Below are 14,795 nucleotides of genomic sequence, written 5' to 3'. Positions count from 1 at the left end.
CACTTATAAGCTGCCGCTATAATTTAGCACAGTAAAAAGTGCACGATTAAGGTCAGTGGGGACCATAGGCAGGTATAAAAAAATCCGACCTCTGAAAGAGCTCGGATTTTGTATTTAGTCCATTTTCAACAGTATTTGCGTTGAAAGAGACTTGCTATTAACCAGCGAAGTTTGCGTTAACAAATTCCCAGTTAACTAGTTGCCAGAAGTGAGCCATGTAGTCAGGGCGAACATTGCGGTAATCGATATAATAAGCATGTTCCCAAACATCAACAGTCATGATTGGCGTAACAGTTTCATCAGTTAGTGGAGTCGCTGCATTGCTAGTATTAACGATTGCAACAGTACCATCAGCTTTCTTCACTAACCAAGTCCAAGCGCTACCGAAGTTGTTAACTGCAGAATCTGTAAACTGTGCTTTAAATGCTTCAAAAGAACCAAAAGCTGCAACAATAGCGTCAGCTACTGGTCCAGTTGCTTCTCCGCCACCATTTGGTGATAGGCAGTTCCAGTAAAAAGTGTGATTCCAGATTTGAGCTGCGTTGTTGAAGATACCACCAGTAGAGGTCTTGATGATCTCTTCTAGGCTCTTCTGTGCAAGGTCAGTTCCTTCAACTAGGCCGTTAAGCTTTACAACGTAAGTGTTGTGATGCTTACCGTAATGGTAGTTGATTGTTTCTTCTGAGATATGCGGCTCAAGTGCGTTTTTTGCGTAAGGTAATGCTGGTAATTCGAAAGCCATTAGTTTTCTCCGTTAACTCTAGATTGTTGTTTTATGCGTTCTTGCTCACTGCGAGACATTTTACCTAATAAACTTGTGAAGTGTATCATTGTTTATTCGAATTGGTCGATTACCTCAATCGATTATATCTATTAGCAATTGTCCTTACTAAAAGTAGGTTTTTGTTCTGTACTATACTGGCGTACAATAGCTAAATTGCAATGTTGTATAACTCAGGAAATAAAAATGGAAACAGTTGAGAAAATCAAGCAGCAAATAGCTGAGAATCCAATTATCGTTTACATGAAAGGCTCACCAAAGTTACCGAGCTGTGGTTTTTCTTCTCAAGTCGCGCAGATCATGATTAATTGTGAAGCGCAATTTGCTTTCGTTGATATTCTTCTGCACCCAGATATTCGTAGCGAGCTGCCTAAATACGCTAACTGGCCGACTTTTCCACAATTGTGGATCGAAGGCGAGCTGATCGGTGGGTGCGATATCCTTACTGAAATGTTCCAAAAGGGCGAGTTACAGACCCTTATCAAGGAAACGGCTGCAAAACATAAAACGGAAGATGAGCAAGCGAGTAGCTAATCTTCAGTTTGTTAAAGAAAAGCCCTGAATATTTTAGATATTCAGGGCTTTTTTATTGATGGGGTTTTTATGAAGAATGTAAACTCAGTGACCTAAATCTGGTCAATCTCTTCACTGATGATTTTGCTATGTGCTGCTGCATTATCAGGAAGCACAAGATTCATTAATATCGCTACGATACCGCATAAACTGATCCCAGTAAGGCTAAATGAACCGATACCAAAGGCCATCCCCCCAATACCAAAAACCAAGGTCACACCTACAATACTTAAGTTACGCGGTTCATTCATATCAACGTTATTTTTGATTAGAGAATTAAGCCCTACTGCTGCGATTGAGCCGAATAGTAAGCACATAATACCGCCCATCACAGGGACAGGGATAGTTTGCATCAAGGCGCCCAATTTACCGACAAAGGCCAGAGTAATGGCGGTAATGGCAGTCCATGTCATGATCACGGGATTAAAGGCTTTCGTTAGGGTTACAGCGCCAGTCACTTCAGAATAGGTGGTGTTTGGTGGGCCACCGAATGCAGAAGAGGCTATGGTCGCAAAACCATCACCCGCGAGTGTTCTGTGTAGGCCTGGTTTCTTGATAAAATCTTTTCCTGTGACGTTGGATATCGCCAGAATATCACCAATGTGCTCTACCGCTGGTGCAATCGCTACCGGGATCATAAAGAGGATCGCATGCCAGTTAAATTCTGGAGCCACAAAGTTAGGCATGGCAATCCAGCTCGCGTTGGTCACGGCTGAGAAATCTACGATACCAAATGCCAAACTTAAGCCATAGCCAACAGAGATACCTGCCAAAATGGGCATTAGCTTTAACATGCCTTTAGCAAATATTGCCACCGCGATGGTGGTAAACAAAGAGGCCAAAGAGATGATTAACGCCGTATTTTGCTCTATTAATACTAAGCTACCATCGCCCGTTTTTCCGATGGCCATATTGACCGCTACAGGAGCTAAGCCCAATCCGATAACGATAATCACCGGACCAACAACGACTGGAGGTAATAAACGTTTAATAAAGCCTGGGCCGCGTACTTTGACAACGGTGGCTAATAATACATACACCATGCCGGCGGCCATCAGTCCACCCATGGTTGAAGGGATCCCCCATGTTTGTACTCCATACATAATGGGCGCAATAAAGGCGAAAGAAGATGCTAAGAAGATCGGAATTTGACGTTTGGTAATTAATTGAAAGATTAAGGTGCCGATCCCCGCAGTAAATAATGCAACATTGGTATCTAAGCCTGTCAATAAAGGCATCAATACTAGCGCACCAAAGGCGACAAACAACATTTGTGCCCCCTGCAAAGGCAGTGTAAGGTTTTTCATTATTATTCTCTGATTTTAAATAAACTTATCAATCATATCTTTATGCAGCAAAATATAAAGCGATTTAGCTCAAACTATACTGATCTTATTACAATAAAGCCTTGTTGATAAAAATTCCTAATCTCAGCCACTGTGGTACAATTTGCATAATCGTGTCGTTTTTGAAGCCTAAGTATGCTGAGATCTATTTGTCGTTACTTGATGATATTTGCGCTATTCGCGAGTATTCCTGCCCTTGTTACCGCCGCTGAAGTGAGTAAGCTTGATGAAAGCCTTGTGGCTGTTGAATCAAGAGCCAATAATTTGAGAAGCCAAGCGATTAAACAGGCTTTCAAGGAAGTTGTGCTTAAAAATACAGGTACCCGGAGTGCTTTATCTCATCCAGATGTTGTTAAGCAGTTAGCGAGTGCCAGTTCATTGATGACCCAGTACGGGTATCAAGAGTTAGACGGTGAGTTATTCATCCAAGTTAACTTCGACCATAAACGTTTAATTAGTCTATTACGCCAAGCTGGTTTGCCTGTTTGGGGAAGGCAACGTCCATTAACCTTAGTGTGGCTTGTTGAAGATGTAGAAGATGATAAAAGTATTCTAAGTGATGCCTCTTCGTCGACAACTCGTGATGCGTTTAATACACAGTCGGCTAATCGTGGTGTGCCTTTAGTGTTCCCTTTAATGGACTTAGATGATGCGATGCAGGTGGGTGTTAACGATATTCGTGGTCAGTTTACTGATAATGTCGCCAACGCGTCATTAAGGTATCAATCAAACTATTTCATTATGGCGACCATAGAACCGCAAGGGGCTGTATTACGTTACCAAATGGCACTTTATCCAAGAGAGCGTGCTGATGACGCGAGTCAACTCACCCCCTTAATCAGTGCTAATGGTGAAGTCTCGACGGTAGAACAGGCTGTAACGGCGATAACGGCAGCGGCGAGTGAGTATTATGTGGGCCAATATGCGATCGCTGATTCAGGTGAAAAGTTGACCGCTAAAGTTGCGTTTACCGATGTCAGTCAAATGAAGCAGTTGGTTGAAATAGAAAAATACCTTAATCAGTTAAGCGCGATCAAAACAGTAAGCGTTGCGCGTATTGAAGGCATGACCGTTGAATTTAACGTCGCACTATTTGGTAATGAAGATGACCTACATCGCCTGATGAAGCTAGATCCGCGAATTGAAGTCATCAGCAGTATTACTGCTGATGAAGTCGAATATGCAAGCTTTGAAACAATGACCAAGGTCGAGAAACAGACACAGATCTACTATTGGAAAGGTCAATAGCTCCCAATTAGGAGGTGCACATGGTAGCATGTGCACCTAAACTGAATACTGCGTTGTCGAGATACTCCTGAGTGAAATCAAACTCACCGTTACAATTATCATTACCCGTTCATCTACCAGATGATGAAACCTTTAACAGTTATTATCCAGCTGCTGGAAATGATCAACTCATACAGAGTTTGCAAGCCTGCGCCGAAGGGTTCGCTGAAGGTGCTGTTTTTATCTGGGGCCCAGAGAAGTCTGGTCGCACTCATTTAATGCATGCAGCGTGTGCCCATGCTAACGAGCTCGGACGCAGTAGCTTTTATATCCCATTAGGGATCCATGCCAGTATCTCTCCTGCATTGTTAGAAGGTTTGGAAAAGATTGATTTAGTCTGTATTGATGATGTCAATGCCATCGCAGGCCATCCCGTTTGGGAAGAAGCTATTTTCGATCTTTACAATCGAATATCCGAACAAAAAACCTGTTCATTGGTATTAAGTGCCAGTGTTTCACCGGGAGATACCGGATTTTCGTTACCCGATCTCATCTCACGTATGCAGTGGGGTCTTAACTACCAACTACAGCCTATGGCTGATGATGAAAAGCTTGCAGCGCTGCAGCGCCGCGCCGCGATGCGCGGGTTACAGCTGACTGACGATGTTGGTCGTTTTTTGCTGAATCGATTAGCCAGAGACTTAAGAACCTTGTTTGATGTGTTAGACCGTCTGGATAAAGCATCATTGGTTCACCAACGTAAACTGACCATTCCTTTTATAAAAGAGATGCTACGACTTTAATCGTTGTCATTGAGTCAAAATATTAAAGATAAAAAGCCCAGCGTTTGCTGGGCTTTTTGCAACTTGGACTGCATCTACTGAGCGACTCTTCGCGTAAGAGGTGTCGATTGCCACTTCAACTCGGCGTGATACGCGATTGGTTGAATTAGATATCGCTTCTGAAATCGTTAAATTTTCAGAGCCGCTATCTCCTTGAACAGTGAGATTTGGCCGCAGTAAGCGACTCACCAAGCCAACACTATCGAGTTCTGGCAATATTTGCCCAATAACGAATGCAGCGCGTGACAGCAGGGCATTATCACCGACTCTCCCTCTTGCCCTCAATCAGCACTAATGCTTTCGCTGTGGTCACTTCAGGCCCGTCAGTCACTGCAACGTCTCGTAGTATTGAAAGTCAATAATTCATCATGCTCTTCAAATAACATCGCAGCATCTTCCCTACGCGTTGAATATGCATAGTAATCAAGTGCGGTATCGGTCTAGAAAAAGCATGTTATACCACTTGGGCGATAGGCCTTTTGGGTATTATCGGCAGTTTTAGCTCTGAAACTCACATCGGCGAGGTTCGCCATTATCTCGCGGCTTAACGGATATATGGCTGATAATTGATCAGCGATGAGCTGTTGCTGATTATCTCGCAGTTGATAATCGTCTAGCAGTGTTGGCCCTTGAAGGTTTGAATGAATTCTGCGAGGGAAAAAGTCATTCGCGTGTGCGAGTTGCTTTGTCCTAGTATTGTTAGTTCAAATTGATAGATGCCACTGGTTTACGCCGTAAAATCCAATATTGGGCTATGGTTAGACTTTAATGATATGTTGCGCCGGATTCTGGTGCCGATTGAAAAGCGTAATGGACGCGGTAGGCATTTTTCGTAGAGTTTTTTGGCTCAGAGTTGACTGATAGTTGTTGCTATGGTGAGCCTTGAAAAGGCTTTAAAATGAAGTAAAGAGTTAAGGCTGGAGCAAACCAGCCTTTAGGGATACGTGTTATTTTTTCTTCTTTTTAAGACCAAGGCCTAATTCGCGACCACGAATTCTAGCGTAAAAAGGAAAACCAATTAACAGTGCGCCGATAAGGAGAGATTCAGTCAGAGCAAACATAAAACTGGTATCTGTAACATAAAGTAAGGTTAGGGCGTGAAGCATATATAAACAAAGTATAAAACTTGCCCAAGCGTAGGTGTATGGCTTGCCCGTCAAGATCCCTTTCAGAGGGAGTAGCAACGGCACTAACCATAGCAGACTAAATAACATTGAATATTCGCCTGACATACCTTGTTGAATAAACCAGCTGCCAAGCAATATAACTAAAATGACATATCCAGCGCGGCAAAGTGTAAAGAGGGTGGATGACTCCATTTGCGTGCTCGCTTATAAAATTGCTAATACATTTTCAGGGGGACGACCAATAGCCGCTTTATTGTTGGCTAATACAATGGGTCGTTCAATTAACTTGGGAGTGTCGACCATCGCTTGAATTAGCTGCGCATCTGTTAAACTTTCGTCAGATAAATTTTGCTGTTTGTATTCATCCTCTTTTACTCGCATCATTTGTCTAGGACGTACGCCAAGCTTGGTTTGTACGCTGGTGATTTCATCTGCCGAGAGAGGTGTTTTCAAATATTCAATGACTTGAATATCACAGCCTTGCTCTTCTAATAAAGCCAGCGTCTGTCTGCTTTTTGAGCACCTAGGATTGTGGATAATGCTTACACTTGTCATAGTCATTTTATTCTTATTTTAAAATTGCCGACATCATACTGTAATTAGTGATGTGAGTCACAATAAACAGTAGTTACTGCAAGGCTTCCATTGCTCTGTCTGCTTGTCTAAATTGTCTTATTCTGGCTTCAATTCGCGCAAGCTGCAATGGATTATCTTTGGATTGTTTATAGGCAAAGTTCAGTTGATCGATTGCTGTTTTATAATCGGCGGCTAGCGCTAAAGATTCTGCTTTAACATAATGTTCCATCGCCTTGTTGCCGTTCTTTCTATAAGCCTGATACAAGAGTAAATAGGCAAGCTGATCTTGCTTGTCAAGAAAGATAAGATCTTCGAGTAATGGGATCGCCTTTTCGGTTTGGTCATCTTCTATGTAAACATTGGCTAAGTTGGTATTAACCACATTGGAGGTTGGTTTTATTTGTTGCTCTTTAAGCAGTAACGCTATAGCGCCTTTAAAATCACCTTTTTGAGTCAATAGATCGGTTTTCGTATCAATGAAAAACAAATTGTTCGGGGCACTTTTTAACAATTCGTCAATCATCTCTTCCGATTCGTCAAATTTATCCATTCTAAAGAGTGCGAGTGCTTTGCCATATTCAGCCGCACTTTTAAAACTATAACGGTTATGTTTTAACTGTTTTTCGAATATCGATAGCACTGCTGCTTCACTGTAACCAGAGAATCGAACTTGAATTCGTGCCTTTGCTAGCTGAAAGTTCAAATTATCTGGGATATGTCTTAACGGGTATTGCTGTGCTCTAATTCTGGCTTCTGAAATCCGTGATTCTGGTAAAGGGTGAGTCAGTAACATTTGTGGTGGCTTGGTGGTGAATCGATAGCGGGTTGCAAGTTTACCAAAGAAATTGGCAGCGCCATTGGGATCAAAACCGGCATCAACTAAAATCTGCATGCCGATTCTGTCAGCTTCTTTTTCGTGTAAACGAGTGAAGTTAATTTTTGCTTGAGTAGCTAACGCTTGGGTCGTTGCAAGGGCTGCCATACCCGCTTGAGGTGAGGCTATGGTTAATAATATCGCCCCTAACATCCCCACTATAGTGGCAGTAGAGCTTTTATCCTGAGCTTCAAGCGAGCGCGCTAAGTGACGCTGTGTAACGTGAGTTATTTCGTGGCCAAGCACTGAAGCAAGTTCGCTTTCGGTATCTGCATTGAGAAACAAACCAGTATGTACGCCAACATGGCCACCAAAAAAGGCAAAAGCATTAATTTCATCATTACGCAGTAAGAAAAAATAGAAAGGTGTTTTCACCCCACTTGCATGCGCTACCAGCTTATTGCCCAGTTCTGTTAGGTACTGGTTAAGCACGGGATCATTGAGCATTGGGGCTGAAGCCCTGATAACACGCATGTACGCATCACCATATACAGTTTCTTTCTCTAAACTGAAGGTGTTCACTGCGGCAGTACCTAAATCAGGCAGATCGTTGTTAGCGTAGGTAACCGCTGTAGTGGTACTTAAGATAAATGCCAACGTCCCTGCAATAACTGATTTCGAAAAAGTTAATTTACTCAAGCGGATCCTTAATTTGGGCTATGCTTTTCTTGTTGTAAGGCCACAATGCATACTTGTGGTTTGCGCTGCTTATTAGGATAATAGCCTTAGATTGTTTATAGCAAGTTCATTATGATTATTATTGATTTAACTGCTTTTCGCTGTCCGTTGCCATTAGTCAAAGTTAAACTGGCTTTAAAGCAGCTTAACCCGGGACAAAAATTAAGGGTATTGTTATCAGACCCTGGGTCTAAGCAAGATGTTCCCCGCTTTTTAAAAAAAGTCGGTTATCATCACCAAACTTTCAAACACGATGAGTGTATTTTGGCACTTGAGATCACTAAGTAAAGTGACTTTTAAACTGTTTTACATCTGTAAGTGTAAAACATCATTTTTAGCGGCAACAGTACCGTGTGTATTTTTGCTGGATTAGGGAATATAAATGTTAACCATTTTGAGCCGTTGGTATAAAGAACGTTTTAGTGATCCACAAGCCGTGACTTTAGTCTTTATTCTTGTTGGCATCGCGCTAGCTATTTATGTTGCTGGTGGCCTACTCGCGCCTTTACTCGTCGCGCTAGTCCTGGCATTTTTGTTGGAATGGCCGGTTGCTCAAATGGCGCGGATTGGGATCAACCGCACACCCGCAGCATCGCTGGTATTAATTTTGTTTATCGGTTTAATGTTGCTGATAAGTTTTGGCTTGATCCCAAGCCTTTGGCGTCAAGGTGTCAGTTTAATTGGTGATCTGCCTAATATGATTGATAAAGGGCTGCAGACAGCGCAGCAATACATTAATCAGTACCCACAATTTGTCAATCCGACGCAGTTAGATACCATGGTTGGAGAGCTGAAAAAAATGCTAGATACCCAACACCTGTTAGATATTGGTAAGCAGTTGTTAGGTTACTCAGCATCGCTCTTAGTACTTATGGTTTATGTGATTTTGGTGCCATTATTGGTGTTTTTCTTTTTGAAAGATAAAGATCAACTGATCCGCGGTAGCAAACGGTTTTTTCCTTCAAACCGAGATTTAGCGCGTAAGGTTTGGAATGAGATGCATCAACAAATTTTTAATTATATTCGCGGTAAAGTGATCGAAATCGTGATCATTGGTGTTGTGAGCTATGCCTTTTTTGCCGTTATGGATCTGAGATATGCAGCGTTGTTGGGCGTGCTCACTGGCTTGTCAGTGCTTATCCCTTATGTTGGGGCAACACTGGTGACTTTACCTATCGCATTGGTGGCTTTTTTCCAGTGGGGTATAAGCTCTGAATTTGGTTATCTCATGATTGGTTATGGAATAATCCAAGCCTTAGACGGTAATGTACTAGTGCCGCTATTATTTTCTGACGCGGTGGATTTACATCCTGTATTTATCATTGCAGCGGTACTGGTATTTGGCGGGATGTGGGGAGTGTGGGGCGTCTTTTTTGCAATCCCGCTGGCATCACTGGTCAAAGCAGTGATTAACGCGTGGCCAGTGCATGAACCACTACTGACCAATAGCGATGAATCATTGCCTGAAGTAAAATAATCCTTGAGTACTTAGGTCAATTGAAAGGGGCTTAATGCCCCTTTTTTTATTCACTAGGATTGATCAGCAGATGACGAGCGGTCGCGGCTAATGAACGATAAACAATCGTTGTTTGCTTCGCTTTAATGTTCCAATGTTGCCAATAGAGCGGCACTTGCATCCGTTTAGCCGGAAATACTTCTACAAGTTGGCCACTGTCGAGCAAGGGTTTTGCCTGTAAATGAGCCACTAATCCATAACCTAGCCCCATTTTTATTGCCTCTAAGAAACTTTCCGAAGAGGGGATTTTATGCTCTCGACTACTGCATTCGCTAATATCAAAATAGAAGCTAAGAAATTTATCGTGCAGTTTATCTTTAGTGGAAAATACGACGGCAGGTGCCAATAGTATTGATTGGGGTTGGTCTATTAAGTCATTAAAGTAAAGGTGTATAAACTCGGGTGTCGCGACACAAATATATTCCATGTGGCCAAGAAACTCACTGCTACAACCCGCCATTGGTGATTGGCTGGTGGTCACACATCCTACAGCGTCACCACTTTTCAATAGATGATGTGTGTAAGCCTCATCATCGACCACTAATTCCAATAGCCAACTATGCCGTTTAAAAACTTCGGTGAGTGCGGGCAAAAACCATGTCGCTAAGCTATCAGCATTAACCGCGATACGGACGATGGTCGGTAAGGACGGGTCGTCAACATTCATCTCGCTGCGAAGCTCACTTTCTAGCAATTGAACTTGAGCGTAATGCCTGAGCAATCGTTTACCCATATCGGTGGCATAAACCGGAGAAGCTCGAACCACTAGCGCTTGACCGACTTTATCTTCTAGTTGTTTAATCCGTTGCGATACAGCCGATTGGCTAATAAACAGCAACTTTGCTGCCTTATCAAAGCCACCTCGTGATACTACAACCGACAGGGCTTTTAGGTGGGCGTAATCAAACATAGATGATCCAACATAGCTGTATAAGTTTTACTTATGATACATAAATAAAATTAGTTGTACTTATTTTTCTTTGACGAATATTCTGCGCCTCAAATCATCGTATATTTATCAAGGTAAACTCATGCAAACAGCTTTCATTCAAGGAATGGGAATCGGTGGCAGCCTCATTATGGCTGTCGGCGCACAAAATGCTTTCGTGTTAAAGCAAGGACTAAAGAAGGCTCATTCACTGCCTATTGCAGCCTTGTGTTCACTGATTGATGCGATAATGATTACGGCGGGCGTGGCAGGTTTAGGTCATCTCATTTTGGCTTTTCCGCTAATAAAAGATATTGCCAGTTTTGGCGGGGCCATTTTTTTGCTGTTCTATGGCTATAGCGCTCTGAAATCCTCTTTTAGTGAAAACAACATGGTGGATGAAGAACACCAAGCAACAGATAGTTTGAAAAAAGCGGTATTAACCACCCTTGCGATAAGTTTGCTTAATCCGCATCTGTATCTTGATACTGTTGTGTTACTGGGAAGCATAAGCGTGCAGTTTGAAGGTAGTGCAAAGCAGTGGTTTGGCGCTGGCGCAGTACTGGCCTCATTTTTGTGGTTTTTTAGCTTGAGTATTGGCGCAAGATACTTAAGCCCAGTATTCAAAAAACCGAAAGCCTGGTGTTACCTAGATAGATTTATCTGCTTAACTATGTGGACCATAGCATTTGTACTTGTTTACCCGTATTTAACACTCATTCTAAGTTAATAAAAAACGCTAAAACAAAAAAGGAGCTAAAAGGCTCCTTTTTTTGTTTAATAACAGCAGGTCTTACTGAGCCAAATGCGCTAGCACAACTTCATGGTGATCTTTAGTTTTAAACTTATTGAACACATGAGCAATATTGCCATCTTGTCCCACGAGAAAGCTTAAACGATGAATGCCATCGTAGATCTTACCCATAAACTTTTTCTCACCCCAAACGCCAAAAGCATCAGCGATGGCGTGGTCTTCATCACTAAGTAATGAAAAGTTGAGTGCTTGTTTATCTGAAAACTTAGCAAGCTTTGCAACTGGATCTGGGCTAAGGCCTAATACAGTGACCGATAAGTCATTAAGCTGAGGTTGGCTATCACGTAGGCCACAAGCTTGCACGGTACAACCTGGGGTTGAAGCTTTTGGGTAAAAGTAGACCAGCACGGGTCCTGACTTTAACGCATCGCTCAAGCTAACTGTTTCGTTATTTTGATTCTGTAAGGTAAACAGCGGCGCTTTATCGCCAGCAGCTAACGTATTCATATAATGTCCTCTTTAATCTAAACTATCAATGCCTTGCATATGTTCCAAGGTGCACTCTAACGACATCTCTTTGGCAAGCTCGTGAATACTGATTTCGAGTTTTTCGAGATCAACTTTCTCAGGAACATTAATGGTGAATAAGATATTTTGAGATGGTTTACCCGCATCATCTTCGTCAGCATGGGACTTAACTGCGGCTAAATCTAACGAGCGGTCAGCTAAAAACTGGGTGATCTTCTTCATGGTGCCACGTTGGTCATGGCCATTAAAGTTGACTTCTAAACGGGAAATATAATTCTGCGTAGTATGTTTTGATGTTCGCTTCATGACTGTCATCAATTCAAGCTCAACACTTAAACTCGGCAGGGTAGATTCCATCCTAGTGATAGAAGACCATGAACCTGACAGCATCATAATCAAGGTAAACTCATTACCAAAAAGTGCCATTCGACTGTCGACAATATCACAGTCACACTCACTTGCGAGTCGAGCAAATTTACTCACAATGCCTGGACGGTCGGCCCCCATTGCAGTAACGACCAAGTGATTGGACATTAAGTACCTCATTTTTTGTATTAGTAGAACAAAAAAACAGCAAATTTATGACGTGTGCTTTTTTGCGGTTAACAATGCTACCACAAGTAAGTTAATTTGCGATCTTTGTCGTTGATGCAAGCTGGCATATTTAATATATTTCAAGTTGATAATGAATCTGGCATCAGTTGCTCAGTAGTGCTTGTTTTTAACGGCTTGCATCAGTACCATAGCCAGTCCTGAACCCTTGGGGAATACACATGATAAACGGAAGCATCGTCGCCTTAATCACACCAATGAATAGTGATGGCACAGTAGATAATAAGAGTCTTGAACATTTAGTTGAGTACCATATCGCCCAAGGTACAGATGCAATTGTTGCTGTTGGCACAACAGGTGAGTCGGCAACTTTGCCAGCAAACGAGCATATTCAAGTTGTTGCACAAACTGTAAAGTTTGCAGCAGGGCGCATTCCAATTATTGGTGGAAATGGCGCAAATGCAACATCAGAAGCAATAGAACTGACAAAAGGACTATCAAGTGTTGGCGTTGCCGCCATGCTTGGCGTGACCCCTTATTATAATAAGCCGTCGCCTAAAGGACTTATTGCACATTATAAAGCGGTTGCACAAAGCACTGATGTTCCTCAAATCCTATACAACGTACCCGGTCGTACGGCCGTTGATATGTTACCAGAGACAGTTGCAGAGCTCTCGAGTGTTAGCAACATCATTGGCGTTAAAGAGGCTACGGGCGATTTAGCTCGAGTGAGTCAGTTGCGTAAATTATGTGGTGATGACTTTTTACTCTATAGCGGTGATGATGCAACGGCTCGAGAATTTATTTCTTTAGGTGGCAATGGTGTGATATCGGTGGCAAACAATATTGTTCCTAAAGCGTTTAAGGCCATGTGTGATGCTGCATTAGCAGGTAACACTGCCGAGGCTATAAAAGTTGAAGAATCTATTCAATGTTTGTTCGGTGCACTGTTTTGTGAAGCGAATCCTATCCCGGTAAAATGGGCAGCTCATAGAATGGGACTTATCAGCCAAGGTAAAATTCGTTTACCTTTAACTGAACTTTCTACCGAGTTTCATGGTCTGTTGCTAGAAGCAATGAAAAATGCCCGAATTGAGGTTTAAGAATAAATGCTAAAGCAAGTATCACCATTATTACTGATCGCAGCAGTTACAGCGTGCAGTACGCCGATTGACAGAAGGCAAGCAAATGACGTGGATCAACAATATCAAGATCTCACCTCTGCACCTCAGTTAGTTATGCCTGAAGGCCTAAATCAACCTAACTACAGCAAGGAATATGATATTCCTGAAGTGGGTTCTAAAGTTGATACCACATTAGTGGGTAGTACCTTAGACATTCGTCCGCCGCTACAGGTTTTACCTATGTCAGCAGGTACACGTGTTGAAGAAGGCGATGACAATATTAAGATTATGGTTGAATCGATTGATAATGATTCTGACCTAAAGAAAGAGATCTTTGATGTTCTAGAAGAGTATTTCACCAGTCAGTCGATTGAAGTTCGCGCCGAAGATTATGAAGCGGGTACATTTGAAACCGATTGGATTGAACGCTCAGAGGTGGTCGAATCCAGTTTTTGGAGCAGCGATAAAATTTATCTATTACGTCAACGCTACAAATACAATATTGATGTTCGACCACACGGTCGCAGCGGTAGCGTCACCATCGATTTAATCGAACATGAAGAATCTTATGATGGTGAGGAGCAAGACATTCTGCTCAGTGGCGAAGATAAGCGTCGTTATACCATCGACATTCTAAATGAATCGATAAGCTATATGAGTGTTAAACGTGCTCAAGCAATGAAAGCTAAGCGTCTTAAGCAGAGCCTAGGTATTGACGTTAATCTGATATCAGAGCAAGACGAGCAAGCGTATTGGCTTGCTGACGCTAAGTTTAAGCGTACGTGGGATCGTTTGCGTATCGTATTGCCAGAAATGGGCTTTGAAATCGTTGATATGGATAGCAACAAAGGATTGTTATATATCAATGTGACTGATGACTCAGGTTTTTGGAGCTCATTATGGGGTGAAAAGAAACTGACACTCGATGAAGGTTCTTACCGTATAGAGCTTAAAGACGACACTGACGATAATAAAACACGGATCAATCTATTAGGTGCTGACAATGCGCCATTAGATAGCGAAGTTGTTATTGCTATTTACGAAGGCTTCTCCGAGCTAATGGAAGAAGACCGAAAAGTGCGTTAACGCATTACAGAACATAAAAAAGGAGCCTTGGGCTCCTTTTTTTATATCTGCAATAAACGGGTTTAGTGTTTTGTCATCTCTCGAGCCAATAATACTTAGGGTGTTATATCCGGTCGATAGAGGAAAATTTTAGGCAGAAGGTGGTGATAAGGATTTTTACCACAGGTATGCCCGAATAATTGATAATCTATTGATAAAGTGCTGCAGATTACGAATGTGACTGAAGTGTGTTATTTGTAAGAAAAAGTAAAACGTATTGATGCATAGTCACAGCAAGGTAAAC

General features: G+C 42.2%; 17 protein-coding genes. 8 read left to right on the top strand and 9 right to left on the bottom strand.

Going from position 1 to position 14,795, the window contains the following annotated elements; translation table 11 throughout:
- Positions 1-157 precede the first annotated feature (157 nt).
- On the bottom strand, positions 158-742 hold the full coding sequence (sodB, locus tag CXF86_RS16220; protein WP_102039506.1) for a superoxide dismutase [Fe]: 585 nt from the start codon (positions 740-742) through the stop codon (positions 158-160).
- 225 nt (positions 743-967) lie between these two features.
- Here sodB and grxD point away from each other — a divergent pair, with 225 nt between their 5' ends.
- On the top strand, positions 968-1,315 hold the full coding sequence (grxD, locus tag CXF86_RS16215; RefSeq protein ID WP_101090975.1) for a Grx4 family monothiol glutaredoxin: 348 nt from the start codon (positions 968-970) through the stop codon (positions 1,313-1,315).
- Positions 1,316-1,407: 92 nt separating this feature from the next.
- Here grxD and CXF86_RS16210 read toward each other — a convergent pair whose 3' ends face one another.
- Positions 1,408-2,661, bottom strand: coding sequence for a uracil-xanthine permease family protein (locus CXF86_RS16210; RefSeq protein WP_101090974.1), 1,254 nt, complete (start codon positions 2,659-2,661; stop codon positions 1,408-1,410).
- Positions 2,662-2,835: 174 nt separating this feature from the next.
- On the opposite strand from CXF86_RS16210, the gene CXF86_RS16205 reads away from it, so the two are divergent.
- Both CXF86_RS16205 and hda read left to right on the top strand, forming a co-directional pair.
- Positions 2,836-3,948 (top strand): DUF2066 domain-containing protein, encoded by a 1,113-nt coding sequence (locus CXF86_RS16205; RefSeq protein WP_102039505.1) that lies wholly within the window; start codon positions 2,836-2,838, stop codon positions 3,946-3,948.
- A gap of 71 nt (positions 3,949-4,019) precedes the next feature.
- Entirely contained in the window at positions 4,020-4,730 is a 711-nt protein-coding gene (hda, locus tag CXF86_RS16200) for a DnaA inactivator Hda (protein ID WP_101090972.1), read from the top strand.
- 6 nt (positions 4,731-4,736) lie between these two features.
- Here the strand turns inward: hda and CXF86_RS16195 are convergent, their stop codons facing one another.
- The 4 genes from CXF86_RS16195 to CXF86_RS16180 form a co-directional block, all read right to left on the bottom strand.
- Positions 4,737-5,054, bottom strand: a complete 318-nt coding sequence (locus tag CXF86_RS16195) for a hypothetical protein (RefSeq protein WP_102039504.1) — start codon at positions 5,052-5,054, stop codon at positions 4,737-4,739.
- 662 nt (positions 5,055-5,716) lie between these two features.
- Positions 5,717-6,088: a DUF2069 domain-containing protein gene (locus CXF86_RS16190; protein WP_101090969.1), complete on the bottom strand. Its 372-nt coding sequence runs from the start codon at positions 6,086-6,088 to the stop codon at positions 5,717-5,719.
- 12 nt (positions 6,089-6,100) lie between these two features.
- Positions 6,101-6,451, bottom strand: a complete 351-nt coding sequence (gene arsC, locus CXF86_RS16185) for an arsenate reductase (glutaredoxin) (RefSeq protein ID WP_101091229.1) — start codon at positions 6,449-6,451, stop codon at positions 6,101-6,103.
- A gap of 73 nt (positions 6,452-6,524) precedes the next feature.
- Positions 6,525-7,985, bottom strand: a complete 1,461-nt coding sequence (locus tag CXF86_RS16180; RefSeq protein ID WP_101090968.1) for a beta-barrel assembly-enhancing protease — start codon at positions 7,983-7,985, stop codon at positions 6,525-6,527.
- A gap of 111 nt (positions 7,986-8,096) precedes the next feature.
- Here CXF86_RS16180 and CXF86_RS16175 point away from each other — a divergent pair, with 111 nt between their 5' ends.
- Entirely contained in the window at positions 8,097-8,312 is a 216-nt protein-coding gene (locus tag CXF86_RS16175) for a sulfurtransferase TusA family protein (RefSeq protein ID WP_101090967.1), read from the top strand.
- A gap of 94 nt (positions 8,313-8,406) precedes the next feature.
- Positions 8,407-9,501 (top strand): AI-2E family transporter, encoded by a 1,095-nt coding sequence (locus CXF86_RS16170; protein WP_101090966.1) that lies wholly within the window; start codon positions 8,407-8,409, stop codon positions 9,499-9,501.
- 46 nt (positions 9,502-9,547) lie between these two features.
- Here CXF86_RS16170 and CXF86_RS16165 read toward each other — a convergent pair whose 3' ends face one another.
- Positions 9,548-10,450 carry a LysR family transcriptional regulator ArgP gene (locus CXF86_RS16165; protein WP_101090965.1) on the bottom strand — a complete coding sequence of 301 codons (903 nt, stop codon included), beginning with the start codon at positions 10,448-10,450 and terminating at the stop codon, positions 9,548-9,550.
- 121 nt (positions 10,451-10,571) lie between these two features.
- Between CXF86_RS16165 and CXF86_RS16160 the strand changes: the two genes are divergently transcribed.
- The gene (locus CXF86_RS16160) at positions 10,572-11,198 is read left to right on the top strand and encodes a LysE/ArgO family amino acid transporter (protein ID WP_101090964.1); all 627 of its coding nucleotides are present in this window, start codon (positions 10,572-10,574) and stop codon (positions 11,196-11,198) included.
- A 63-nt stretch (positions 11,199-11,261) separates the two neighbouring features.
- Here CXF86_RS16160 and bcp read toward each other — a convergent pair whose 3' ends face one another.
- Together bcp and CXF86_RS16150 are read right to left on the bottom strand one after the other, a co-directional pair.
- Positions 11,262-11,729 (bottom strand): thioredoxin-dependent thiol peroxidase, encoded by a 468-nt coding sequence (gene bcp, locus CXF86_RS16155; protein WP_101090963.1) that lies wholly within the window; start codon positions 11,727-11,729, stop codon positions 11,262-11,264.
- Between the two features lie 12 nt (positions 11,730-11,741).
- Complete coding sequence (locus CXF86_RS16150; RefSeq protein WP_101090962.1) at positions 11,742-12,284, bottom strand: glycine cleavage system transcriptional repressor; 543 nt, start codon at positions 12,282-12,284, stop codon at positions 11,742-11,744.
- Positions 12,285-12,523: 239 nt separating this feature from the next.
- On the opposite strand from CXF86_RS16150, the gene dapA reads away from it, so the two are divergent.
- Positions 12,524-13,405 carry a 4-hydroxy-tetrahydrodipicolinate synthase gene (gene dapA / locus CXF86_RS16145; RefSeq protein ID WP_101090961.1) on the top strand — a complete coding sequence of 294 codons (882 nt, stop codon included), beginning with the start codon at positions 12,524-12,526 and terminating at the stop codon, positions 13,403-13,405.
- Between the two features lie 6 nt (positions 13,406-13,411).
- Positions 13,412-14,512 (top strand): outer membrane protein assembly factor BamC, encoded by a 1,101-nt coding sequence (gene bamC, locus CXF86_RS16140; protein WP_102039503.1) that lies wholly within the window; start codon positions 13,412-13,414, stop codon positions 14,510-14,512.
- Positions 14,513-14,795: the final 283 nt, after the last annotated feature.

This window comes from Shewanella sp. GutCb, assembly GCF_002836135.1.
Taxonomy (GTDB): domain Bacteria; phylum Pseudomonadota; class Gammaproteobacteria; order Enterobacterales; family Shewanellaceae; genus Shewanella.
Note: the sequence above shows the minus strand (reverse complement) of the source record. Positions and strands in the feature narration are given on the sequence as shown.

Excerpts from the sequence above, each read along its gene's own strand:
- dapA (WP_101090961.1), top strand. The coding sequence starts at position 12,524 with ATGATAAACGGAAGCATCGTCGCCTTAATCACACCAATGAATAGTGAT.
- CXF86_RS16175 (WP_101090967.1), top strand. The coding sequence starts at position 8,097 with ATGATTATTATTGATTTAACTGCTTTTCGCTGTCCGTTGCCATTAGTC.
- sodB (WP_102039506.1), bottom strand. The coding sequence starts at position 742 with ATGGCTTTCGAATTACCAGCATTACCTTACGCAAAAAACGCACTTGAG.
- CXF86_RS16160 (WP_101090964.1), top strand. The coding sequence starts at position 10,572 with ATGCAAACAGCTTTCATTCAAGGAATGGGAATCGGTGGCAGCCTCATT.
- arsC (WP_101091229.1), bottom strand. The coding sequence starts at position 6,451 with ATGACAAGTGTAAGCATTATCCACAATCCTAGGTGCTCAAAAAGCAGA.
- grxD (WP_101090975.1), top strand. The coding sequence starts at position 968 with ATGGAAACAGTTGAGAAAATCAAGCAGCAAATAGCTGAGAATCCAATT.
- CXF86_RS16210 (WP_101090974.1), bottom strand. The coding sequence starts at position 2,661 with ATGAAAAACCTTACACTGCCTTTGCAGGGGGCACAAATGTTGTTTGTC.
- bamC (WP_102039503.1), top strand. The coding sequence starts at position 13,412 with ATGCTAAAGCAAGTATCACCATTATTACTGATCGCAGCAGTTACAGCG.
- CXF86_RS16190 (WP_101090969.1), bottom strand. The coding sequence starts at position 6,088 with ATGGAGTCATCCACCCTCTTTACACTTTGCCGCGCTGGATATGTCATT.
- CXF86_RS16205 (WP_102039505.1), top strand. The coding sequence starts at position 2,836 with ATGCTGAGATCTATTTGTCGTTACTTGATGATATTTGCGCTATTCGCG.
- CXF86_RS16165 (WP_101090965.1), bottom strand. The coding sequence starts at position 10,450 with ATGTTTGATTACGCCCACCTAAAAGCCCTGTCGGTTGTAGTATCACGA.
- CXF86_RS16170 (WP_101090966.1), top strand. The coding sequence starts at position 8,407 with ATGTTAACCATTTTGAGCCGTTGGTATAAAGAACGTTTTAGTGATCCA.
- CXF86_RS16150 (WP_101090962.1), bottom strand. The coding sequence starts at position 12,284 with ATGTCCAATCACTTGGTCGTTACTGCAATGGGGGCCGACCGTCCAGGC.
- bcp (WP_101090963.1), bottom strand. The coding sequence starts at position 11,729 with ATGAATACGTTAGCTGCTGGCGATAAAGCGCCGCTGTTTACCTTACAG.